The sequence below is a fragment of the Pseudomonas sp. BN414 genome, from assembly GCF_029871275.1.
GTDB classification, from domain to species: Bacteria; Pseudomonadota; Gammaproteobacteria; order Pseudomonadales; family Pseudomonadaceae; genus Metapseudomonas; species Metapseudomonas resinovorans_C.
Window position 1 is genome coordinate 257,638 of the sequence record NZ_SSOL01000079.1, and the last position, 23,314, is coordinate 280,951.

Here is a 23,314-nt window from a genome sequence, read left to right on the forward strand (position 1 = left end):
GCAGGGCAGAAACCATGAAGAAGTCTCAACTGGCACGTTGGATGGCGGGTGCGGTAATGCTCATGGCCGGCGCGGTGGGCGCGCAGGCCGAAACCCTGAAGTTCGCGATGGCGGCGGAACCCTATCCGCCGTTCTCCAGCAAGCAGCCCGACGGCCAGTGGGCAGGCTTCGAGCCGGACCTGATCCGTGCGCTCTGTGCACAGATGCAGGCCCAGTGCGAGATCGACGAGGTGGCCTGGGACGGCCTGATTCCGGCCCTGATGGCGAAGAAGGTGGATGTCATCTTCAACTCCATGTCCGTCACCGAGGAACGCGAGAAACAGATCGCCTTCAGCCGCGCCTATTACGACACCCCCGTCGCCGTGGCGGCGCCCAAGGCGCTGGATGTCGCCGTCAGCCCCGAAGGACTGAAAGGAAAGGTGGTCGGCGTGCAGCTTTCCACCGTCAGCTCCAACTACCTGAAGCAGCACTACGAAGACATCGCCGACGTGCGTTACTACGACACTCAGGACTCGGTGAACGCTGATCTGGTGGCGGGGCGCATCGACTTGATGATGGCTGACGGCATTGCCGTCAGCGCCTTCGTCAAATCCCCTGATGCCCAGGCTGCCGGCATCGAGAACAAAGGCGAGGTGCCCTACGATCCGCTGTTCGGCCGTGGCGTGGGCGCCGGCCTGCGCAAGGAAGACACCGCCCTAAAGGCGCGCCTCGACGACGCCATCGGCAAGCTGCTGGCCAGCGAGGACTACAAGACCATCTCCGCCAAGTACTTCGACGTTAGCGTCGCGCCGAAGCAGTGACCTCCGGAGCCATCCCGGCCCGACCGGGATGGCGCATTTCCGCCTCGATGAGGGCCTGCAATGCAGTCTTACTTTGAACTGGTCGGCTTTGGTGCCCAGGGCTGGGGCCCGGCGCTGCTCAAGGGGTTGTGGGTAACCCTGCAGATTTCCGTCGGTGCCTTCCTGGTCGGCATGCTGATCGGTCTTGCCGTCGCCATGGGCAAGCTCAACGGTCCGCGCCCGGTTGCGCAGCTCATGCGTGGCTATACGACCCTGTGTCGCGCGGTGCCCGAGCTGCTGCTGATCCTGTTGCTCTACTACGTGGGTTCGATGGGGCTCAATAAGCTGTTCGCCTGGCTCGGCTACGGCGATCTCAAACTCAACGGCACGGTGGTGGCCATCGCGGTGCTCGGCCTGGTACAGGGCGCCTATGCCTCGGAGATATTCCGGGGTGCCATCCAGGCCATTCCCCATGGGCAGATCGAGGCGGCACGCGCGTTCGGCCTGAACGGGTTCAGCCTGTTCCGCCGGGTGACCTTGCCGATCATGGCCCCCAACGCCCTGGCCGGGATGGCCAACCTCTGGGTCAACCTGATCAAGGACAGCGCCCTGATCAGCGTGGTCGGTACCAACGAGTTGCTCTTCACCGCCAAGCAGGCGGCCGGCTCTACCCGCCAATACCTGACCTTCTACCTCACCGCCGCAGTCTTCTATTACCTGCTGACGGTGCTCTCCAACCTGTTTTCCGGCTGGCTCGAGCGGCGCTTCCGCCGCTGGACCCCATCGGTGTGAGCGAGGGCCTGTGATGACCGCTACCTGGATATTCGACTACGGCAAGTTGTTGCTCAACGGCCTTGGCACCACCTTGCTCATCCTCGTCATCTCCGCAGGCCTGGGCTTCGTCCTGGCACTGCTGGTGGCGTTGGCGAGGATGTCGCGCAATCCGTTGCTGGCGGGAACGAGCCTTGCCTACACCAGCGTGATTCGCGGCACGCCGCTGCTGGTGCAGATCTACATCTTCTACTACGGGCTTGGCAGCCTGTTTGCCCAGTTCCCGTTGATTCGCGGCAGCTTCCTCTGGCCCTACCTGCGCGATGGCTTCTGGTACATCGTCTTCGCCCTGGTGCTCTCGGTGGGGGCCTATGTCGGCGAAGTCATCCGTGGCGGCATGAAATCCGTGCCCAGGGGCGAACTGGAGGCTGCGGCGGCTTTCGGCATGCGTCAGCGCCTGGTGCTGTACCGCGTCTGGCTGCCCAGGGCGATCCGTCTGTTGCTACCGACCCTGGCCGGTGAAACGGTGATGCTGCTCAAGTCCACCGCCCTGGCTTCCACCGTTGCCGTGGTCGACCTGTTGGGGGCCGCCAACGTGGTGCGTGCGCAGACCTTCCAGATCTACCAGCCGCTGCTGCTGGTGGCGGGTATCTACGTCTGCCTGACCTTCATGATCGAAATGGGGTTTGGCCTGGCGGAGCGACGAAGCATGTTTCGCCGGGCGAACTGAGGGATGAAGAAAGAGTTGTTGTAGGGGCGAATTCATTCGCCAAGCAGGCCGAAGGTCTGCCCTGAATGGCAATCAGGGCAACTGCGTCGCCCTTGGCGAATGAATTCGCCCCTACAGATTCGGCATGTGGCGGTGTCGCTCAGGCATAAGCCCCGCGCCGCAAGCTGTCGACCCAGCGGCGGCTGATCTCAAGGCCTTCCTCGGCGCTGAAGTTCGCGGGGTTGAGGCACCACTCCAGCCATAGGCCATCGAGCATGGCCGAGAGGCCGATGGCCGCCAGGCGCGGCTTGGCGATGGAGAAGCCTTCTTCGCGGGCCAGTTCCGAGAGCAGTTGTTCCAGCAGTACCAGGGAGCCGCCGTAGGTGCGTTCGTGGGCTTCGTTCACTTGTGGGGAGTGGCGGATCAGGCTCCAGAACACCACCCAGGGGCTGAGCAGGTCAGGGTCCAGGGTGACTGGCGAGAAGTAGCCGGTCAGGAAGGCTTCGAGACGTGCGGCGGGTGCCGGACCGGCAGCATCGATGCGAGCCACCAGGGCCTGGTTGACCTCGCTGGCGAGGGTTTCATAGGCCTGTGCGACCAGTGCGTCGATGCTGCCGAAGTAGTGATTGATCAGGCCCACGGCGACGTTGGCTTCCTTGGCGATTCGGCGCACCGAAATACCGGCGTGGCCCTCGGCAACCAGACAGCGCAGCGCGGCGCGCACCAGGTGCTCGCGGCGTTCGTCGGGGTTGGTCCGGGGCTGTCTTTCGCGGGGCGTATCCAAGGGGCGATTTCCTTCGCTCGATGGGCCGGGATAGTACCGCCTGGCCCTACGACAAACCAACCGTCCGGACTCGTCCGGCGGCCAAGAGGAGGTAGGACATGATCGAAGACGTCTCGCTGTATGTTCCGAGTGATTCCGGTGTCCAGCTGCGGGTACCAGCCTGGCGCCTGGACAGTGGAAAGCCGGGCCCCAGGGTTCACCTGCAGGCCGGGGTCCACGCGGACGAGATCGCCGGCATGCTGGTGCTGCACAAGCTCCTGCCGCGCCTCGCCCAGGCCGCGGAGAACGGCCTGTTGCGAGGCTGCGTCACCGTGGTGCCCCAGGCCAACCCGTTGGGCATCGGCCAGTTCCGCCATGGGCGCATCCTGGGGCGCGTGCACGAGTCCAGCAGCCGCAATTTCAACCGCGGGTTCCCCGGGTCTGCGGCGCAGGACAAGCCCGTGGGCAATCTGGCTGTCTGGCAGAAAGCCTTGGCCGGACTTGCGGCAGATGCCGACATCGTCCTTGACCTGCACACGGACGACGAAGCGCTGCAATACGTCTACCTGCACCAGTGCTTCTGGCCGGCCGGGCAGGACCTTGCGGCAGCCCTTGGGGCCGAGGTCGCGATCATCTGGGAGGGAGACGGCGATGGCGCCTTCGAGGAAGTGGTGATTGCGCCCTGGCTGGCGGAGGGGCGTGTGGAAGGTCGCCTGGTGTCCACCGTCGAGTTGCGTGGGCAGGGGGATGTCAGCGACGCCCTGGCGCAGCAGGATGCCGATGGGCTCTATACCTTCCTCTGTGCCCGTGGCCTTGTCGCCGAGCCGGCGCAGCTACCGGTGTGGCAGGGCAGGGCGGTGCCTATCGGGAATATGGAAACCGTCTTCGCGCCGACTGCTGGGGTCCTGGTGTTCGAGCGGGAGCTTGGCGACGCCGTTCAGGCCGGTGAATGTTTCGCCCGTGTCATCGCCATCCCCGGCGATCCGTCCAGCGAACAGCGGCTGCTGGCGCCCCAGGCGGGGGTGATGGTCACCCGCTATCGCGACCGGCTGATCCCGGAAGGGGCGATAGCTGCCAAGTTCACCGGTTCGGCGCCCTCGAGCACCTGGACCTCCGGCGCCCTCGATCCGTAGATCGTTGTGGTTCTTTCGCGAGCAAGCTCGCTCCTACAGGGGGATGCGCGGCTCAGATGTAGGAGCCAGCTTGCTGGCGAATGGCGAGGGCAGGGTTCGCGAGCAAGCTCGCTCCTACAGGGATATGCGCGGCTCGAATGTAGGAGCCAGCTTGCTGGCGAATGGCGTGGCCGGGGTTTCGCGAGCAAGCTCGCTCCTACAGGGATATGCGCGGTTTGGATGTAGGAGCCAGCTTGCTGGCGAATGGTGTGGCCGGGGATTCGCGAGCAAGCTCGCTCCTACAGGGGGATGCGCGGCTCGGATGTAGGAGCCAGCTTTCTGGCGAATGGCGGGGGCGGGGTTCGCGAGCAAGCTCGCTCCTACAGGGGGATGCGCGGTTTGGATGTAGGAGCCAGCTTGCTGGCGAATAGCGGGGGCGGGGTTCGCGAGCAAGCTCGCTCCTACAACCAGATCGCATCCCAGAACGGGTAATCCCCCAGCTTCTCTACGAGGCCGGCTCGTAAGGGGTTCGCAACGACATAGCGGGCCACGGCTCGCACGTCTTCCTCTTTGCGGAGGGCGTGATCATGAAACCCCTTTTGCCACACGCGTCCACTACTGCTCTTCATTGAGTTCAGGGCGATTGCCGAGCGGGACTTCAGTCGCTGGACATGCTCTTCAAGAGTTCCCGTATGCAACTGGACGAGCCAATGCAGATGATCCGGCATCAATACCCACGCGAGGGTTTCCAAGGAGCGACCCTCCCGCATCGCGTAAATCTCCCAGGCGACCAGACAGCCAGCATTCCACGTGGCGAACACAGGCGTCCGCTCATGGGTGACAGTGGTCAGCAGGTAGATTCGGCCGGGCTCGGAGAGGCGGCCTTTACGCAGGTTCCTTCCTTGATAGCGCATCCATTGCTCTCCCTGTGGGGGAAACAGGAAGGCTTGCTCAGGGCGTCAGGAGGGGCAAGGGAGGGAATGTAGGAGCCAGCTTGCTGGCGAAGCGGATGGTCCGGTTCGCGAGCAAGCTCGCTCCTACAGGGCGCGGTCAGTGATGCTCGCGAGTGGCGCGGAATTTCACGTCCGGCCAGCGCTCTTCCATCAGGTTGAGGTTCACGCGGGTCGGTGCCAGGTAGGTGAGGTGGCCGCCGCCGTCCACGGCAAGGTTTTCGAAGGCCTTGTCCTTGAACTCCTTGAGCTTTTTCTCGTCCTTGCACTCGATCCAGCGCGCGGACCAGACGTTGATCGCCTCGTAGGCGCACTCGACCTTGTATTCCTCCTTCAGGCGGCTGGCGACGACGTCGAACTGCAGCACGCCCACGGCGCCGAGGATGATGTCGTTGTTGCGCTCAGGGAAGAACACCTGGGTGGCACCTTCCTCGGCCAGTTCCTGCAGGCCCTGGCGCAGCTGCTTGGACTTCAGCGGGTCCTTCAGGCGTACGCGGCGGAAGAGTTCCGGGGCGAAGTGCGGGATACCGGTGAAGCCGAGGGCTTCGCCTTCGGTGAAGGTGTCGCCGATCTGGATGGTGCCGTGGTTGTGCAGGCCGATGATGTCGCCGGCGAAGGCTTCTTCCAGTTGCTCACGCTCGGAGGAGAAGAAGGTCAGCGCGTCGGCGATCTTCACGTCCTTGCCCAGGCGCACGTGGCGCATCTTCATGCCTTTCTCGTACTTGCCCGAGCAGATGCGCATGAAGGCGATGCGGTCGCGGTGTTTCGGGTCCATGTTCGCCTGGATCTTGAACACGAAGCCGGAGAACTTCTCTTCGATCGGCTCGACGCTGCGCTCGTGGGTGGCGCGCGACAGGGGCTTCGGCGCCCAGTCGACGATGCAATCGAGCACCTGGTCGACGCCGAAGTTGCCCAGGGCGGTACCGAAGAACACCGGGGTCATCTCGCCCTTGAGGAAGGCTTCCTTGTCGAACTCGTGGCAGGCGCCTTGCACCAGCTCCAGCTCCTCGACGAAATTGTCGTAGAGGTCGCCCAGGTGGGCGCGGGCTTCATCCGAGTCGAGCTTTTCGATCACCTTGATCTCGGTTCGCTCGTGGCCGTGGCCGGGGGTGTAGACGATGACCTTGTCCTGGGCCAGGTGGTACACGCCCTTGAAGTCCTTGTAGCAACCGATCGGCCAGGTGATGGGCGCAGCCTTGATCTTCAGAACCGCTTCGATTTCGTCGAGCAGCTCGATGGGGTCGCGGATGTCACGGTCCAGCTTGTTGATGAAGCTGACGATGGGCGTGTCGCGCAGGCGGCAGACTTCCATCAGGGCGATCGTGCGCGGCTCTACGCCCTTACCGCCGTCGAGGACCATCAGCGCCGAGTCAACCGCGGTCAGGGTGCGGTAGGTGTCTTCGGAGAAGTCTTCGTGGCCGGGGGTGTCGAGCAGGTTGATCATGTGCTCGCGATAGGGGAACTGCATCACCGAGGTGGTGATGGAGATGCCGCGCTGCTTTTCCATCTCCATCCAGTCGGAGGTGGCGTGACGGTCGGATTTACGCGACTTCACGGTACCGGCCACAGCGATGGCCTTGCCCATCAGCAGCAGCTTCTCGGTGATGGTGGTCTTACCGGCGTCGGGGTGGGAAATGATGGCGAAGGTGCGGCGTTTCGCGACTTCGGCGGCCTGGATGGTCATGGGTGCGTGCCTGGCTGGAAATGTGACGGGCAGCGGACGGCCCGGAAAAGCGCGGGATTATAACGGGAAATGGACGGTCGATCAGCGCCGCCGGGCATTCGGGGGCACCTGACGCCCGGATCATCGCCTGAGCTTTTATGTAGGAGCGAGCTCGCTCGCGAAAGATCGTGCTCGGAATGTTCGCGAGCAAGCTCGCTCCTACAGGTCCTGCGCACCCCCTCCAGAGACTCCCTGTCATCACCCTGAAACCCGCATGTGTGCAGCATTCCATGGCGTTTTGTTGAGGATTCGAAACAGTCAACAGGGCAAGCGACAAAGGGATGCGAGAAAGCGGCAATTTTTGATTGATCTGCGCTTCTTGTGGTCCTAAAGTTCGCGCCCGAACGTCCATGCTGGCAACGATCCATCCGGCTCAAGTACTGACGACGAGAGGTTTGATGTCGGAAACGACTGAAGATCCTCGGCGACATGCCTTGGGAAGTAGGCGAACCAAAGTGGGGAAACTGATCAGACGTTCAGGCCTGTTGTCCAACGCAACACCGGGCCACCCCTAACAACTTTCGTTTGTTTTGCCATATGGAGTCCCTCGCATGTCGATCAAGGTCGAAGACTATTTCTCGCCCGAAACTTTCCAGCGCATGAAGGCATTCGCCGACAAGCAAGAAACCCCGTTCGTGGTGATCGACAAGCAGACCATTTCTGATTCCTACGATCAGTTGGTCAGCTGCTTCCCCTTCGCCAAGGTCTACTACGCGGTGAAGGCCAACCCGGCCACCGAGATCACCGAACTGCTGCGCGACAAGGGTTCGAACTTCGACATCGCCTCCATCTACGAGCTGGACAAGGTGATGAAGACCGGCGTTGGCCCGGAGCGCATCAGCTACGGCAACACCATCAAGAAAGCCCGTGACATTCGCTACTTCTTCGAGAAGGGCGTGCGCCTGTTCGCCACCGACTCCGAAGCCGACCTGCGCAATATCGCCAAGGCCGCGCCGGGCGCCAAGGTCTATGTCCGTATCCTCACCGAAGGCTCCACCTCGGCCGACTGGCCGCTGTCGCGCAAATTCGGTTGCAACCCGGACATGGCCCTGGACCTGCTGATCCTCGCCAAGCAACTCGGCCTGGTGCCGTACGGTGTGTCCTTCCACGTGGGCTCGCAACAGCGCGACATCGACGTCTGGGACGCCGCCATTGCCAAGGTGAAGGTGATCTTCGAGCGCCTGAAGGAAGAAGACGGCATCACCCTGCAGATGATCAACATGGGCGGTGGCTTCCCGGCCAACTACATCCAGCGCACCAACAGCCTGGAAACCTACGCCGAGGAAATCATCCGCTTCCTCAAGGAAGACTTCGGCGACGAACTGCCGGAAATCATCCTCGAGCCGGGCCGTTCCCTGATCGCCAACGCCGGCATCCTGGTCAGCGAAGTCGTGCTGGTGGCGCGCAAGTCGCGCACCGCCGTCGAGCGCTGGATCTACACCGACGTGGGCAAGTTCTCCGGCCTGATCGAAACCATGGACGAGGCCATCAAGTTCCCGATCTGGGTCGAGAAGAAAGGCGAGATGGAAGAAGTGGTGATCGCCGGTCCGACCTGCGACAGCGCGGACATCATGTACGAGAACTACAAGTACGGCCTGCCGCTGAACCTGGCCGCTGAAGACCGCCTCTACTGGCTGTCCACCGGCGCCTACACCACCAGCTACAGCGCGGTGGAATTCAACGGCTTCCCGCCGCTGAAGGCCTTCTACCTGTAAGCCTTCGAGTGCTTCACACAAGGCCCGCCTTCATGGCGGGCCTTGTCGTTTGTACGGGGCGATTCCGTGTCGCAGCGCCTGTCATATCGCGCGCTCCGCAGCGGCAGTAAGATGAGCGCCGTTTCCATTTGCAATCGCTTGTCAGCCGGCTCCCTGCGGGCCAGGAGTGCCTGCCGCCGTGACTGTCCAGATACCCGCCGAAATCGCCGCTGTCGCCGACTACGAAGCCTTCGCCCGAGAGCGCATGACGCCCTCGGCCTGGGCCTACCTCAACGGTGGAGCGGCCGATGAGCTGACCCTGGCGGACAACCTGACCGCGTTCCAGCGCGTGCGCCTGCTGAACCGGGTGCTGGAAGACCTTGGCGGCGGACAGACACGACTCGAACTCTGTGGCCTCGAGCTCGACTACCCGATTCTCCTCGCCCCGGTGGCCTACCAGAAGCTGGCCCACCCGGACGGCGAACTGGCCAGCGTGCTCGGTGCCTCGGCCATGGGCGCGGCGATGGTGGTCAGTACCCAGGCCAGTGTCAGCCTGGAAGACATCGCCCAGGCGGCGCAAACGCCGCTCTGGTTTCAGCTCTACATCCAACCGGATCGCGAATTCACCCGCGAACTGGTGCGGCGCGCCGAAGCGGCAGGTTATCGCGCACTGGTCGTGACGGTCGACGCGCCGGTGAACGGCCTGCGCAACCGCGAGCAGCGGGCCGCGTTCGCGCTTCCCGCCAACGTCGAAGCCGTCAACCTGAAGGGCATGCGCAGCCTGCCGCCGAGTGTCGCCCAGCCAGGCTCCAGTCCGTTGTTCGGCAGCCCGCTGCTGGCCAGCGCGCCAACCTGGAAAGACCTCGAGTGGCTGCAATCGCTCACCCGCCTGCCGGTGCTGGTCAAGGGCGTGATGAACCCGCGCGATGCGGTTCGGGCGGTGGAGCAGGGCGTAGCTGGCATCGTGGTGTCGAACCATGGCGGCCGCACCCTGGATAGCCTGCCGGCGACCCTGGATGTGCTCCCCGCGATCGCCCAGGCGGTGCAGGGCAGGGTGCCGTTGCTGCTGGACGGTGGTGTGCGTCGCGGTACGGACGTATTCAAGGCGCTTGCCCTGGGCGCCAGCGCCGTGATGATCGGCCGGCCTTACGTGCACGGCCTGGCTGTGGCGGGGCCCTCTGGCGTGGCCCATGTGCTGCACCTGCTGCGCACTGAACTGGAGGTGGCCATGGCGCTTACCGGCTGCGCCCGGCTGAACGATATTGATGCTTCGCTGATCTGGCGCTGAACCTGCCGACCCTGCCAGCAGCGAGCAATGACCTGATCCGGGCCCATCTGCCTGGTTTTTTCTGATTGATGAGCTCGTCAGGCTTCCTTTCAAGACTAGAAAGTGACCGGTCGGTCACGGTACTTCTTGCGAGCCTCAGCGCCGTATAGATGTCGCTTGATCCGGTAATTTTTGTGAATTATTGGCGCATGATCGAGAAAACATGCTTTTTTAGTAATTCCGTACCAATGCGCGAGAAATGTAAAGACTGTGTAAAGTTCGTATAAAAATCTTTACTGATAAACATTCGCAAATAGAATCGCGCCTCAAATTCACTGGGGAGTGATTCTTATGAGCAAAAAGAATAATTTGTCGCAGCGTGCTCTGCTGGCATCCGCCATCGGCATCGCCACTGCTTCCACCGCTGGCCTGACCATTGCCGCGGAACAGAGCAAGGCCCTCGAACTCGGCACCGTCAAGGTCGATGGCAAGGCCGCCAAGAAAACCTATAAGGTCGAGCAATCCTCCTCGGCGAAGTACACCGCCCCGCTGCTGGATACTCCGCAAACCATCACCGTGGTGCCCAAGGAAGTCATTCAGGAGCAGCAGGCCCTGAGCCTGCGCCAGGTGCTGTCCAACGTGTCCGGTATCACCTTCAACGCCGGTGAAGGTGGTGGTGGTTCTGGCGACAGCATCAACATTCGCGGCTTCTCCGCGAACAACAACATCCAGATCGACGGTCTGCGCGACAGTGCCCAGACCAGCCGCACCGACACCTTCAACATCGAACAGGTCGAGGTCATCAAAGGCCCGAACTCGGTGTTCGGTGGCGCCGGCACCACCGGCGGTAGCATCAACATCATCAGCAAGCAGCCCATGGACCGCGCCTTCACCACCCTCGGTGGCGGCCTCGGTACGGACAACTACCACCGCCTCACCCTGGACGCCAACCAGCCGCTGGAAGGTGTGGGCAGCAACAGCGCCTTCCGCGTGAACCTGATGGCCCATGAGAACGACGTGCCGGGTCGCGACGAAATCGATCGCGAGCGCTGGGGCGTTGCGCCCTCCCTGCGCCTGGGCTTCAACGATGCCACCCGCCTGACCCTGAGCGCGTTCCATCAGACCGACGACAACCTGCCAGACTATGGCGTACCGGCCCTGAACGGCAAGAAGCTCGCCGGTGTCAGCCGCGAGGATTACTTCGGCTGGGACAACCTGGACAAGGATGAGATCGAGCAGAACGCCTTCACCGCGAACCTCGAGCACGATTTCAACGAAAACCTGCGCCTGCAGAACCTGACTCGATACAGCCGCATCGACCGCAACACGATCGTTTCCGCGTCCCATGCCAACCTCGACGGCGTACCGCCCGGCCGCTATCGGCCGACGGGTCCGCAGGCTTCCGGTCGTGACACCACCACCGAAATGTGGATCAACCAGACCAACCTGCGCGCCAGCTTCGACACCTTCGGCCTTGGCCATGAACTGGTGACTGGTGCGGAAATCTCTCGCGAGGACTTCGACCTCAAGAGCTACAACCACGGCCTCGGTAACTCGCTCTACCCGTCCAACGGCTATGACCTGGCCAATCCTCCGGGGCACTGGGTAGGCCCGGTCAACAAGACCGTCAGCAGCTACACCGAGAACCAGCTGGACGACAAGGCACTGTATGTCTTCGACACCATCGCGCTGAACGAGCAATGGGACTTCAACGTCGGCCTGCGCTACGACTGGTTCAAAGGCCACAGCGATACCTTCACGGCGACGAATGTGCAGAACGGCAGCTTCACCTCCAAGGACGAGAAGCTCAGCAGCCGCGCCGGCCTGGTCTACAAGCCGGTGGAGAACGGCCGCTTCTACGTAGCCTGGGGCAACTCCTTCAACCCCACCGCCGAAGGCATCGCCTCCAACGGTGGTGGCTTGACCGCCGCGACCGAGAACCTCGATCCGGAGAAGAACGAAACCTGGGAGCTGGGCACCAAGTGGGAACTGCTCGGCGGCAACCTTGAGCTGGACGGCGCCCTGTTCCGGGTGGAGAAAACCAATGCACGGGAAACCATGCTCGATGGTTCCACCCAACTGGCTGGCACGCAGCGCGTCGAGGGCGTGGAACTGGGTCTGACCGGCCACATCACCGATCAATGGGATGTGTTCGCCAACTACACCTTCCAGTCGAGCGAAACCATCAAGGCTGCGGATACCGCTGCCGGCATCGCCCGAGAAGGCCAGGCGCTGGGCAATACGCCGCCGCGCTCCTTCAACCTGTGGACCACCTATGAGCTGCCGGAAGGCTGGACCCTGGGCTACGGCGCGCGTTACATCAGCGAACGCAATGTGAGCTCCAGCACCACCGCCAAACTGGACGCCTACTGGCTGCACAACGCAATGGTCGGCTACAAGGTCAGCAAGAACCTGGACCTGCAGCTGAACGTCAACAACCTGTTCGACAAGGACTACGTGGAGCGTGTACGCCAGCAGAACGGCACCAGCGCTCGCTCCTCGGCCATCGAATATGGCGATGCCCGTTCGGCGATTCTCAGCGCTACCTACTCGTTCTGATGAACGAGCCGAGGGCCCTGCACAAGGGCCCTCGGACATGGCTGTAAATAAAAGGTAAAAGATCTGATTCCCGATTTTATGCATCCCGTTCTCAAATAGAATCGCCTTCCGGCCAGGCATGGGGCCTGCCGCGAACGAGCGATTCGACGCGTCGCCAGACGCGTATCCGAGGGATATCACGTGTTGAAGAAGACCCTGTTCCAGCTGCACTGGCTGTTCGGTATCAGTGCGGGGCTGGTACTGGCCTTGATGGGCATCACCGGCGCCGCCTACAGCTTCCAGGAAGAAATCCTGCGTTCGCTCAACCCCGAGACCCTGTCGGTCGAAGTGCGTGACAGCGGCGTGCTGCCACCCGCCGAGCTGGTGAGCAAGATCGAGGCTGCCGAAGGCAAGAAGGTATCCGGCCTCTGGGTCGAAACCGACAGCGGCCATGCCGCGCGTGTCTTCTTCATGCCGCCGCCCGGGGAACGCCGTGGCCCCATGCGTTACTTCGATCCCTACACCGGCGAGCTGCTGGGTGAACCCACCGGCCAGCAGTTCTTCGGCCTCATGCTGCAGTTGCACCGCTTCCTCGCCATGGGCGAATTCGGCAAGCAGATCACTGCCGCCTGTACCCTGATCCTGATCTTCTTCTGCCTGTCCGGCCTGTACCTGCGCTGGCCGCGCAAGGCTGGTAGCTGGCGCGCCTGGCTGACCCTCGACTGGTCGCGCAAGGGCCGCAGCTTCAACTGGGACCTGCATGCCGTGGCCGGCACCTGGTGCCTGGTGTTCTATCTGCTGGCCGCGCTGACGGGGCTGTTCTGGTCCTACGACTGGTACCGCGAAGGCCTCAATCGTCTCCTCTCGGACGCCCCCGCCGGCCAGCAGGGCAAGCAAGGTGAGCGCCGTGGCGAAGGTCGCGGTGAGGGCCGTGGCCGCCCCGGCATGCAGGCGCCGTCTGGTCCGCCGCTGGTGGTGGACTATGACGCCGTATGGAAGAGCATCCGCGAAACCGCCGGCCCGAACATGAGTGCCTACAACCTGCGCCTGCCGCCGGTGGGTGGTCAGCCGGCCCAGGTGTACTACCTGCTGGAGGACGCCGCGCATCCGCGTGCGCTGAACCAGATCATCCTCGATCCGGCCACCGGCAAGGTCACCCGCAGCGACCGCTACACCGACAAGAGCTTCAAGGCGCAGCTGCTGACCAGCATCTATGCGCTGCACGTGGGCGAGTACTTCGGTTTGCCAGGACGCATCCTGGTGATGCTGGCGAGCCTGACCATGCCGCTGTTCTTCATCACGGGCTGGCTGCTTTATCTCGATCGCCGGCGCAAGAAACGCGCAGTCAAGGCGGCCCGTGGCGGCCTGGCCGAGAGCGGTGGCACGGATTCCTGGCTGATCGGCTTCGCCAGTCAGAGCGGCTTCGCCGAGCAACTGGCCTGGCAGAGCGCTGGCCAGCTCCAGGCCGCTGGCCTGCCGGTGCGCGTCGAGCCGCTTTCGACCCTTGATGGTGCGAGCCTGGCGCAGGCCAGCAATGCCCTGTTCGTGGTCAGCACCTTTGGGGACGGCGAAGCGCCGGACAACGCTCGCGGTTTCGAACGCAAGGTGCTTGGCCAGGCTTCCCAGCTCGCCGGCCTGCGTTTTGCCGTGCTGGCCCTGGGGGATCGCCAGTACGAGCAGTTCTGCGGCTTCGGCCGTCGCCTGCAGGCGTGGCTGAAAGGGCAGGGTGCCAGCCAGTTGTTCGAGCCGGTGGAAGTGGACAACGGCGACAGTGGCGCACTGCAACAGTGGCAACAGCAACTGGCCCAGGTTTTCGGCGGCGCTGTGCTGACCCCTTGGAGTGGTCCGAACTTCGAAAGCTGGACCCTGGAAAGCCGTGAGCACCTGAATCCGGGCAGTCAGGGTGAATCCACCTGGCTGTTGCGTCTGCGTGCTCCTGCGGGCAGCCAGGTTGACTGGCAAGCCGGCGACCTGGTGGAAATCCTCCCGAGCCAGGCCGAGCCGGTCATCGCGGCCTGGTTGGCAAGGCATCACCTCGACGGCGACGCTCCGGTGGAGCTGGACGGCCTGCGCCAGTCGCTGCGCCAGGCACTGGCCGGACGTCTGCTGCCGAGTTCGTTCGAGCATCTCGTGGGCCTGCACCCTCAAGCCCTGGTGCAGGCGCTGATCGGCCTGTCCGTTCGCCAGTACTCCATCGCCTCGCTGGCCAGCGATGGCGCGCTGGAGCTGATCGTACGTCAGGAACAGCATGCCGATGGCAGCCTGGGCATCGCTTCCGGCTGGCTGACCCATTACCTGCCGCAAGGCGCCGTGATGCCGCTGCGCCTGCGCCGTAATAGCCGCTTCCATCTGATCGACGAGGATCGTCCGCTGATCTTCATCGGCAACGGTACGGGCCTCGCGGGCCTGCGCAGCCTGCTCAAGGCGGCCATCGCCGCCGGACGCAATCGAAACTGGCTGCTCTTCGGCGAGCGCAACCAGGCCCACGACTTCTACTGCCGCGAGGAACTGCAGTGCTGGCTGGACAAGGGTGAACTGCAACGCCTGGACCTGGCCTTCTCCCGCGACCAGGCCGAGAAGGTCTATGTGCAGGACCGCCTGCGCGAAGCCGCCGACGAACTGCGCGCCTGGCTCGCCGACGGCGCGGTGATCTACATCTGCGGCAGCCTGCAGGGCATGGCCGAAGGCGTTGACCGCGCCTTGCGCGACATGCTCGGTGACGAGGCGCTGCAGCAGTTGAATGACGAAGGCCGCTACCGCCGCGACGTGTATTGACGGCGGCGTGCGCCGATACGAGTGATCCCAGCTCCTTGGGAACGTTCGCCCCGCCAAGTGCGGGGCGTTTTTTTTGCATTGCCCGGGCAGACCTTCGGCCTGCTTGGCGAATGAATTCGCCCCTACAGGAAAAGAATCAAGGCCAGGCTTTGCACCGTCCGCCCCCTCTCCCTTCAGGGAGAGGGTTGGGGGAGAGGGTGCTTTGCATCGCGAATAAATTCGCTCCTACAACAGCGCCGGCTTTTAGCCATAATCCGCTTCATGAACAGACGAATCCTGCTGAATTGCGACATGGGCGAAAGCTTCGGTGCCTGGCGAATGGGTGACGACGAGCACGCCATGCCGCTGGTGGACCAGGCGAACCTCGCTTGCGGCTTCCATGCTGCCGATCCCCTGACCATGCAACGCACCGTCGAGCTGGCGCTGCGGCACAACGTGCGCATCGGTGCCCATCCGGCGTATCCGGACCTCGCCGGGTTCGGGCGGCGCCACATGGCTTGTTCGCCGGAAGAAGTGCGCGCCCAGGTGCTCTACCAGATCGGCGCGCTGGAAGCCTTCTGCCGCACCGTCGGCACCCAGGTCGCCTATGTGAAGCCTCACGGTGCGCTGTACAACGACCTGGTGCGTGACGACGCCCTGTTCGAAGCGGTGCTCGACGCCTGCGCCAGTTATCGCAAGGGCCTGCCGCTGATGGTGCTGGCGCTGGCCGACAACAGTCGGGAGCTGCAACTCGCCGACGCTGCTGATGTGCCGCTGATGTTCGAAGCCTTCGCGGACCGCGCCTACCTCTCTGACGGCCAGCTGGCGCCCCGGCGCATGGCCGGTGCGGTGCACCACGATGCCGAACGCATCCTCGACCAGGCTTTGGCCATCGCCGTTGGTGAGCCATTCCCGGATATCGATGGCAAGCCCCTGCGACTGGTGGCGGACAGCCTCTGCGTGCACGGCGACAACCCTGAATCCCTGGCCGTGCTGCGCCGATTGCGAGGCAAGCTGGACGCCCTATGATCCGCCTCGAGCCCGCTGGCGCCGAAGCGTTGCTGCTGGTGCTGGCCGACGAACCGGATGCCGACTTGCCACCGCGCATCGCGGCGCTGGCCGAAACCTTGCGGCGGGAGCTGGGGCACCTGCTGCTCGACCTGGTGCCAAGCTGGACCACGCTGCTGCTGCACTACGACCTGACCCGCACCGACCACCTCGTACTGGCCGAACGAGTCGAACCATTGCTGGAAGCCTGGCTATCGGGGCCGGCCGTGAGCGAATTCGGCCAGTTGCATGAGATCCCCATCTGGTACTGCGGCGAGGACCTGGCCTGGGTGGCCGAGGCCTGCGGGCTGTCGATCGGCGAACTGGTAGATATTCACAGCAGCGCCGAATACCGGGTCGGCGCCATCGGTTTCTCACCCGGCTTTGCCTATCTCGGTGGCCTCGATTCGCGGCTGGCCCTGCCGCGTCGCAGCAGCCCGCGCATACGCGTGCCGGCCGGCAGCCTGGCCATCGCCGAGCGCCAGACGGCGATTTATCCACAGGCCTCCCCGGGTGGCTGGCACTTGCTGGGATTGTGTCCCTGGACGCTGTTCGATGCGCATCGCGAGCCGCCGTGCCCGCTCGCCCTGGGGGACCGCGTACGCTTCTTCGCCATCGACGAAGCCCGCTACCGCGCGGAAGGCGGAGGCGACGCATGAGCGGCCTGCGGGTGATCAAGCCCGGCCCCCTGAGCCTTTTGCAGGACACCGGCCGTCGTGGCTGGCAACATCTCGGCGTATCCCCGGCGGGCCCGATGGACCCTCTGGCTGCGGCCTGGGCCAATCGCTTGCTGGGCAACAGCGGAAGTTGCGCGGTCCTGGAGATCTCCCTCGGCGGGGTGGAGTTGGAGGCCGAGGAGGCGCTCTGGGTGGCGCTGACTGGGGCCGATATGCCGCTGAGCGTGGATGGCGAGCCCCGTCTCAACTGGTCGCGCTTTCGCCTCGAGCCGGGCCAGCGCCTGCAAATCGGCTATGCCCGCAGTGGCCAGCGCAGCTATCTGGCACTGGTGGGCGGCATTCGCGCCGAACCGGTGCTGGGCAGCGTCGCCTGCCAGATGCGCGAAGGCCTGGGCGGGCTGGACGGCGAGGGTGTTCGGCTGGCCAAGGGTGACCTGCTAGCCGGTGACCGAGGCAACTTTCTCCGTGGTGCCAGCGTGCCCTGGCCCTGGCAGCCGGATTACACCTCCGCGCAGTTGCTGCGAGTGATGGTGGGCGGTGATGCCGCCAGCTTCGATGAGCAGCAGGTGCGAGCCTTCTTCGAAAACGCCTGGCTGCTCAGCCCACAATCCGACCGCATGGGCGCACGCCTGGCAGGCGAGGCCCTGGTCGCGCCGCAGCGGCAGTGGTCCCAGGGCGTGGTCATGGGCGCTGTCCAGGTGCCGCCGGATGGCCAGCCGATCATTCTCACGGCGGATCGGCAGACCATGGGCGGCTACCCGGTACTCGGCTGGGTCCACCCCCTGGATGTCGGGCGTCTGGCCCAGTGTCCGGCCAACCAGGTCCTGCGCTTCACTGCCATGAAGCTGAAGGACGCGCAGAAGGAACTGCGGGAGTTCTATCGCTTCTTCGGGCGTTAGGTCCTTTTGCACTGTTCTTGTGGGGGCGAATTCATTCGCAAAGCAGTCCGCAGGACTGCCCTTAATAGCCAAAGGGGGCTGCTGCGCAGCCCTCAGCGAATGAATTCGCCCCCACAGAAAAGCAGCTCGTTCGAATCATTTCGGCAGGTGGTTCAACGGTAGCGGCGAGGGCGCTTTCACGGTCTGGATGGCGAAATTGCTGCGGATATCGCTGACGCCAGGGAGCCTCAGCAAGGTCCCGGTAAGGAAGTGCTCGTAGGCGCGCAGGTCCGGCACTACCACCTGGAGGAGGAAGTCCGATTCACCCGATACCAGGTGAACCGAGATCACTTCGGGCAGGCTGATCACTGCTTCGCGGAAGGCGTTGGCCTGTTCCTCGCCATGACGCTCCACCTTGATTCCCACGAACACCGTCAAGCCCAGCCCCACTTCGTCGCGGTCGAGATTGGCGTGGTATCCGCGAATCACGCCGGCTTCTTCCAGCAGTCGTACCCGCCTCAGGCAAGGTGAGGCGGACAGGCCGATCTCGTCCGCCAGCTCCACATTGGACAGGCGACCGTCGCGCTGCAGGGCGGCGAGTATTCGATGGTCGAGGGCGTCGAGTTTTGGTTGTGGCATAAGTGACCTGTTTTTGGCGTTTATCTTGGTATTAAGTTCCAAGAAGCATGACGCCAGTAACCAAATACGCAAGCACCTGCCCCGACGTCCGGCTCTAGAATTTCTGCTCCTAATCCTGATCTGGAGCGAAGAAATGACCGCTTTCCTGATCGCCCTGGCGGTGGTCTACCTGCTGCCCGGGCCTGACATGATTCTCCTGCTGCAAACCGGCGCCCGGCAGGGGCGCGCCATGGCGCTGGCAACCGCGCTGGGGCTGGCGCTGGCACGGGGTTGTCACGTAGCGCTCGCCGGTCTGGGGCTCGCGGTGTTGTTCCGGACGGCGCCCTGGACCTTCGATGCCGTGCGTCTCGCCGGTGCGGCCTACTTGCTCTGGCTGGGGGTGAAGCTGTTCCAGGCGGAGGCTTCGGCGCTGGCGGTGGACGGTGCGCGACAGCCTTCGCGGGCTTACGGACAGGCCCTGCGGCGCGGATTGCTGACCAATTTGCTCAACCCCAAGGCGCTGGTGTTCTGCTCCGTGCTGCTGCCGCAGTTCGTCGATCCGGCTGACGGGCCATTGGGACTGCAATTCGCGCTACTCGGCGCAGTGTTGGTGGCAGTAGGACTGGTCTTCGATTCGGCCTATGCGCTGGCCGGGGAGGGGCTGGGCCGCTGGCTGGGGCGTCGCCCGTTGGTGCAGCGCGTCCAGCAGTGGCTGTTCGGCGGTGTGCTGGTGGGATTCGGGGTGAGGCTAGCGGTGCTGCGGGATCTGTGATCCCGGGGGCTCTTCCTTGTGGGGGCGAATTCATTCGCGAAGCAGGCCAACGGCCTGCCCGGCAATGCTGAAGGGGGCTGCTGCGCAGCCCTCAGCGAATGAATTCGCCCCCACAATAAAGCGGGTCGCTCCCTGTCGGTTTTCAGCCGTTGATGCTCTCCGCGTTGTGGCAGGCCACCTGGCGGGCGTCGAGCAGGCGCAGCTCCGGCACTTCCACCTTGCAGCGCTCGGTCGCATAAGGGCAGCGCTTGTGGAAGGCGCAGCCGGGCGGCGGGTCGAGCGGGTTGGGCAGTTCACCGGCGATCTTGATCTTCGGCTTGCTCGGGTCCGGATGGATTGCCGGCGTGGCCGAGAGCAGGGCCTTGGTGTAAGGGTGCAGCGGACGCTCGTAGATCAGTTCGCTGGGGCCCATTTCCGCCGGGCGGCCGAGGTACATCACCAGCACGTCGTTGGCGACGTGGCGCACCACCGCGAGGTTGTGGGAGATGAACACGTAGCCCGTGTTGTAGCGCTCCTGCAGGTCCATGAAGAGGTTGAGCACCTGGGCCTGGATCGACACGTCGAGCGCCGAGGTGGGCTCGTCCGCCACCAGCACCTTGGGATTGAGCATCATGGCGCGGGCCAGTGCGATGCGCTGGCGCTGGCCACCGGAGAACATGTGTGGGTAGCGCTGGTAGTGCTCGGGGCGCAGGCCCACCTGCTGCATCATCGCCTGCACCTGTTCGCGGCGTTCGACGCGGGACAGGCTGGTGTTGATGACCAATGGTTCGGCCAACTGGTCGCCGATTTTCTGCCTCGGGTTGAGCGAGGCGTAGGGGTTCTGGAACACCATCTGCACATCGCGGCGCAGTTGTTTGCGTTCGTCCTTGCTGGCCCCCGTCACTTCGTGGCCAGCGATCTGCAGTGAGCCGGAAGAAGGTTCCTCGATCAGGGTCAGGGCGCGGGCCAGGGTGGATTTGCCGCAGCCCGACTCGCCGACCACGGCCAGCGTGCGGCCGGCCTGGAGTTCGAAGGACACCCCGTTGAGGGCGCGCACCAGGGCATGGGGCTTGAACAGGCCGCGGGAGACTTCGTAGTGGCGGGTCAGCTCGCGGGCGGTCAATACGGCACTCATCGCGCCACCTCGATCAGGTTAAGGGGGTAGAAGCAGCGCACCGCGCCATGGGCATGCGGGTCCAGGGTCGGGCGCTGGGCCACGCAGTTGGACTGGCCGTAAGGGCAGCGAGGCGACAGCAGGCAGCCATGCGGCCGGTCATAACGGCCGGGGACGATGCCGGGCAGCGTCGACAGGCGGTGAGCGCCCAGGCTGTGCTCGGGAATCGCCTTGAGCAGGGCTTCGGTATAGGGATGGGTGGGCTCGTCGAACAGGCGCGGCACTTCACCGATTTCTACAGCCTGGCCGGCGTACATCACGCAGACGCGGTCGGCGGTTTCGGCGACCACGGCCAGGTCGTGGGTAATCAGCACCAGGGCCATGCCCTGGTCGCGCTGCAGGTCGAGCAGCAGGTCCATGATCTGCGCCTGGATGGTCACGTCCAGGGCGGTGGTGGGTTCGTCGGCGATCAGTAGCTTGGGCTCGGCGGCAATGGCCATGGCGATGGCCACGCGCTGGCTCATGCCCCCGGACAACTGGTGCGGATAGGCATTGAGGCGACTGGCGGCACCGGGGATTTCCACCCGTTCCAGCAGTTCCAGGGCGCGCTGGCGAGCGGCCTTGCCCTTCAGGCCCAGGTGTTGGCGCAGCACTTCCTCGATCTGGAAGCCCACGGTGTAGCTGGGGTTGAGAGCGGTCATCGGGTCCTGGAAGACCATCGCCAGGTCCTTGCCGACGATATGGCGCCGCTGCTTGCCCTTTAGCTTGAGCATGTCGTGGCCGTCGAAACGCAGGCTGTCGGCGGTGATGCGGCCGGGGGCGTCGATCAGGCCCATCAGCGCCATCATGGTCACCGACTTGCCGGAGCCGGACTCGCCAACAATGGCCAGCACCTCGCCCTTGTTCACCGAGATGTCGAGGCCGTCCACCACCGGGACGGCGTTGGCGTCGCCGAAGCGCACGCTGAGGTTCTTGATTTCCAGAAGGCTCATGCAGCGGTCTCCTGGCAGGGCGAAGCGATTGAACGCGACGGTGTAGGAGCGAGCTTGCTCGCGAAGGGGGACGGCAGGTTCGCCAGCCAGCTGGCTCCTACGGGACGCAGGCGCGGGACGGAAATTCTCATGGCGGGCTCCTCAGACTGCATTCTTGAGTTTCGGGTCCAGCGCATCGCGCAGGCCGTCGCCCATCAGGTTGATCGCCAGCACGCTGAGCAGGATGGTCAGGCCGGGCAGCGAAACCACCCACCAGGCGCGTTCGATGTAGTCGCGCGCGGAGGCCAGCATGGTGCCCCACTCAGGAGTGGGCGGCTGCACGCCGAGACCGAGGAAGCCCAGGGCAGCGGCGTCGAGGATGGCCGAGGAGAAGCTCAGGGTCGCCTGGACGATCAGCGGCGCCATGCAGTTGGGCAGCACGGTGACGAACATCAGGCGCATCAGACCGGCGCCGGCCAGGCGCGAGGCGGTGACGTAGTCGCGGTTCAGCTCGCCCATCACTGAGGCGCGGGTCAGGCGCACGTAGGAGGGCAGGGAGACGATGGCGATGGCGATCACGGTGTTGATCAGGCCTGGGCCGAGGATGGCGACGATGGCCACGGCCAGCAGCAGCGACGGCAGGGCCAGCATGATGTCCATCAGGCGCATGATCGATGGGCCCAGCAGGCGCGGGAAGAAACCTGCTACCAGGCCGAGGAGGATGCCGGGGATCAGCGACATCACCACCGAAGTCAGGCCGATCAGCAGGGACAGGCGGGCGCCGTGGATCAGACGCGAGAGCACGTCGCGGCCGAGTTCGTCGGTGCCGAGCAGAAACTGCGCCTGGCCGCCTTCCAGCCACACCGGGGGCGTCAGCAGGAAGTCGCGGAACTGCTCGCTCGGGTCATGGGGGGCGACCCAGGGCGCGAAGAGGGCGCAGAAGACAATCAGGATCATGAAGAAAAGGCCGCCAACAGCGCCCTTGTTGTGGGCGAAGGCCTTCCAGAATTCCTTGAGCGGCGACGGGTAGAGGACGCTCGGGTCGACCTGGGGTTGCATTGTGGTCACGTCAGGTCTCCTTAACGCTGATGGCGGATACGTGGATTAACCAGGCCGTAGAGGATGTCCACGACGAAGTTCACCACGATCACCAGGCAGGCGATCAGCAGGATGCCGTTCTGCACTACCGGGTAGTCACGGGCGCCGATGGCTTCGATCAGCCATTTACCGATGCCCGGCCAGGAGAAGATGGTTTCGGTCAGGACCGCGCCAGCCAGCAGGGTGCCCACCTGCAGGCCGAACACGGTGAGCACCGGGATCAGTGCGTTGCGCAGGCCGTGGACGAAGACCACGCGGGCCGGCGACAGGCCCTTGGCGCGAGCGGTACGCACATAGTCTTCGCGCAGCACTTCGAGCATCGCCGAACGGGTCATGCGGGCGATCACCGCCAGCGGGATCGTGCCCAGCACGATGGCCGGCAGGATCAGGTGGCGCAGGGCATCGACGAAGGCGCCTTCCTCTTCGGAATACAGCGTGTCGATGAGCATGAAGCCGGTTTTCGGCTCGATGTCGTAGAGCAGGTCGATCCGCCCTGACACTGGCGTCCAGCCCAGCCACACGGAGAAGAACATGATCAGCAGCAGACCCCACCAGAAGATCGGCATGGAGTAGCCCGCCAGGGAGATGCCCATCACCCCGTGGTCGAATAGCGAGCCCCGCTTGAGGGCGGCGATTACGCCAGCCAGCACGCCGAGGGTGCCGGAGAAGATCAGCGCCGCGATGGCCAGTTCCAGGGTGGCGGGGAACAGGGTGAGGAACTCGTTCCAGACGCCTTCGCGGGTACGCAGCGATTCGCCCAGGTCGCCCTGTGCCAGCTTGCCGATGTAATCCAGGTACTGTTCCGGCAGCGGTTTGTTGAGACCGAGGCGCTCCATGGCCTGGGCGTGCATTTCCGGGTCGACCCGGCGTTCACCCATCATCACTTCCACCGGGTCGCCGGGAATCAGGCGGATCAGGGCGAAGGTGAGCAAGGTGACGCCGAAGAAGGTGGGGATCAGAAGCCCCAGTCGGCGTGCAATGAAACTCAGCATTTGGGCGAATCACTCCTCATCTTTGTAATGCTGGTCAGCGTGCTGACCATTCCCTGCAGTTTAGGCCGCATAGGTAAAGGCGCCGGTCCGAAGGCTCGGGAGACGGTG

Annotated in this window: 20 protein-coding genes; 12 read left to right on the plus strand and 8 right to left on the minus strand. The window is 64.1% G+C overall.

Going from position 1 to position 23,314, the window contains the following annotated elements:
- Positions 1–14 precede the first annotated feature (14 nt).
- The 3 genes from E8E95_RS29030 to E8E95_RS29040 are packed head-to-tail and all read left to right on the plus strand — an operon-like array spanning position 15 to position 2,280.
- Positions 15–800 (plus strand): transporter substrate-binding domain-containing protein, encoded by a 786-nt coding sequence (locus tag E8E95_RS29030; protein WP_179061195.1) that lies wholly within the window; start codon positions 15–17, stop codon positions 798–800.
- A gap of 60 nt (positions 801–860) precedes the next feature.
- Positions 861–1,571 carry an ABC transporter permease subunit gene (locus E8E95_RS29035; protein ID WP_280355796.1) on the plus strand — a complete coding sequence of 237 codons (711 nt, stop codon included), beginning with the start codon at positions 861–863 and terminating at the stop codon, positions 1,569–1,571.
- 13 nt (positions 1,572–1,584) lie between these two features.
- Positions 1,585–2,280, plus strand: coding sequence for an ABC transporter permease subunit (locus E8E95_RS29040; protein WP_280355798.1), 696 nt, complete (start codon positions 1,585–1,587; stop codon positions 2,278–2,280).
- A 139-nt stretch (positions 2,281–2,419) separates the two neighbouring features.
- Here the strand turns inward: E8E95_RS29040 and E8E95_RS29045 are convergent, their stop codons facing one another.
- On the minus strand, positions 2,420–3,043 hold the full coding sequence (locus E8E95_RS29045; RefSeq protein WP_190827063.1) for a TetR family transcriptional regulator C-terminal domain-containing protein: 624 nt from the start codon (positions 3,041–3,043) through the stop codon (positions 2,420–2,422).
- Positions 3,044–3,141: 98 nt separating this feature from the next.
- On the opposite strand from E8E95_RS29045, the gene E8E95_RS29050 reads away from it, so the two are divergent.
- Positions 3,142–4,155 carry a succinylglutamate desuccinylase/aspartoacylase family protein gene (locus tag E8E95_RS29050; protein WP_280355802.1) on the plus strand — a complete coding sequence of 338 codons (1,014 nt, stop codon included), beginning with the start codon at positions 3,142–3,144 and terminating at the stop codon, positions 4,153–4,155.
- Between the two features lie 440 nt (positions 4,156–4,595).
- Here E8E95_RS29050 and E8E95_RS29055 read toward each other — a convergent pair whose 3' ends face one another.
- Both E8E95_RS29055 and E8E95_RS29060 read right to left on the minus strand, forming a co-directional pair.
- A complete protein-coding gene (locus E8E95_RS29055) occupies positions 4,596–5,048 on the minus strand; it encodes a transposase (protein ID WP_280355804.1) in 453 nt (150 codons plus the stop codon).
- 136 nt (positions 5,049–5,184) lie between these two features.
- Positions 5,185–6,768, minus strand: a complete 1,584-nt coding sequence (locus tag E8E95_RS29060; protein ID WP_280355805.1) for a peptide chain release factor 3 — start codon at positions 6,766–6,768, stop codon at positions 5,185–5,187.
- A 590-nt stretch (positions 6,769–7,358) separates the two neighbouring features.
- Here E8E95_RS29060 and E8E95_RS29065 point away from each other — a divergent pair.
- From E8E95_RS29065 to E8E95_RS29095, 7 genes are all read left to right on the plus strand, one after another.
- Complete coding sequence (locus tag E8E95_RS29065; protein WP_077525051.1) at positions 7,359–8,522, plus strand: type III PLP-dependent enzyme; 1,164 nt, start codon at positions 7,359–7,361, stop codon at positions 8,520–8,522.
- Positions 8,523–8,700: 178 nt separating this feature from the next.
- On the plus strand, positions 8,701–9,789 hold the full coding sequence (locus tag E8E95_RS29070; protein ID WP_280355807.1) for an alpha-hydroxy acid oxidase: 1,089 nt from the start codon (positions 8,701–8,703) through the stop codon (positions 9,787–9,789).
- 330 nt (positions 9,790–10,119) lie between these two features.
- A complete protein-coding gene (locus E8E95_RS29075; RefSeq protein ID WP_280355809.1) occupies positions 10,120–12,327 on the plus strand; it encodes a TonB-dependent siderophore receptor in 2,208 nt (735 codons plus the stop codon).
- 183 nt (positions 12,328–12,510) lie between these two features.
- Positions 12,511–15,081: a sulfite reductase flavoprotein subunit alpha gene (locus E8E95_RS29080; RefSeq protein WP_280356189.1), complete on the plus strand. Its 2,571-nt coding sequence runs from the start codon at positions 12,511–12,513 to the stop codon at positions 15,079–15,081.
- 261 nt (positions 15,082–15,342) lie between these two features.
- Complete coding sequence (locus tag E8E95_RS29085; RefSeq protein WP_077525049.1) at positions 15,343–16,089, plus strand: 5-oxoprolinase subunit PxpA; 747 nt, start codon at positions 15,343–15,345, stop codon at positions 16,087–16,089.
- Complete coding sequence (gene pxpB / locus E8E95_RS29090) at positions 16,086–16,766, plus strand: 5-oxoprolinase subunit PxpB (protein ID WP_280355811.1); 681 nt, start codon at positions 16,086–16,088, stop codon at positions 16,764–16,766. The genes E8E95_RS29085 and pxpB overlap by 4 nt, the downstream gene beginning before the upstream one ends.
- Positions 16,763–17,683, plus strand: a complete 921-nt coding sequence (locus E8E95_RS29095) for a biotin-dependent carboxyltransferase family protein (RefSeq protein ID WP_280355812.1) — start codon at positions 16,763–16,765, stop codon at positions 17,681–17,683. Before pxpB ends, E8E95_RS29095 begins: the two co-directional genes overlap by 4 nt.
- Positions 17,684–17,818: 135 nt before the next feature.
- On the opposite strand, the gene E8E95_RS29100 is transcribed toward E8E95_RS29095, so the two are convergent.
- Positions 17,819–18,301, minus strand: coding sequence for an Lrp/AsnC family transcriptional regulator (locus tag E8E95_RS29100; protein WP_280355814.1), 483 nt, complete (start codon positions 18,299–18,301; stop codon positions 17,819–17,821).
- A 133-nt stretch (positions 18,302–18,434) separates the two neighbouring features.
- On the opposite strand from E8E95_RS29100, the gene E8E95_RS29105 reads away from it, so the two are divergent.
- Positions 18,435–19,052 (plus strand): LysE family translocator, encoded by a 618-nt coding sequence (locus E8E95_RS29105; RefSeq protein WP_280355815.1) that lies wholly within the window; start codon positions 18,435–18,437, stop codon positions 19,050–19,052.
- A gap of 142 nt (positions 19,053–19,194) precedes the next feature.
- On the opposite strand, the gene E8E95_RS29110 is transcribed toward E8E95_RS29105, so the two are convergent.
- From E8E95_RS29110 to E8E95_RS29125, 4 genes are all read right to left on the minus strand, one after another.
- The gene (locus tag E8E95_RS29110; protein ID WP_280355817.1) at positions 19,195–20,166 is read right to left on the minus strand and encodes a peptide ABC transporter ATP-binding protein; all 972 of its coding nucleotides are present in this window, start codon (positions 20,164–20,166) and stop codon (positions 19,195–19,197) included.
- The gene (locus tag E8E95_RS29115) at positions 20,163–21,137 is read right to left on the minus strand and encodes an ABC transporter ATP-binding protein (protein WP_280355819.1); all 975 of its coding nucleotides are present in this window, start codon (positions 21,135–21,137) and stop codon (positions 20,163–20,165) included. Before E8E95_RS29115 ends, E8E95_RS29110 begins: the two co-directional genes overlap by 4 nt.
- A 141-nt stretch (positions 21,138–21,278) precedes the next feature.
- A complete protein-coding gene (locus E8E95_RS29120) occupies positions 21,279–22,175 on the minus strand; it encodes an ABC transporter permease subunit (protein ID WP_280356191.1) in 897 nt (298 codons plus the stop codon).
- Positions 22,176–22,195: 20 nt separating this feature from the next.
- The gene (locus E8E95_RS29125) at positions 22,196–23,206 is read right to left on the minus strand and encodes an ABC transporter permease subunit (RefSeq protein ID WP_077525043.1); all 1,011 of its coding nucleotides are present in this window, start codon (positions 23,204–23,206) and stop codon (positions 22,196–22,198) included.
- Between the last annotated feature and the right edge of the window lie 108 nt (positions 23,207–23,314).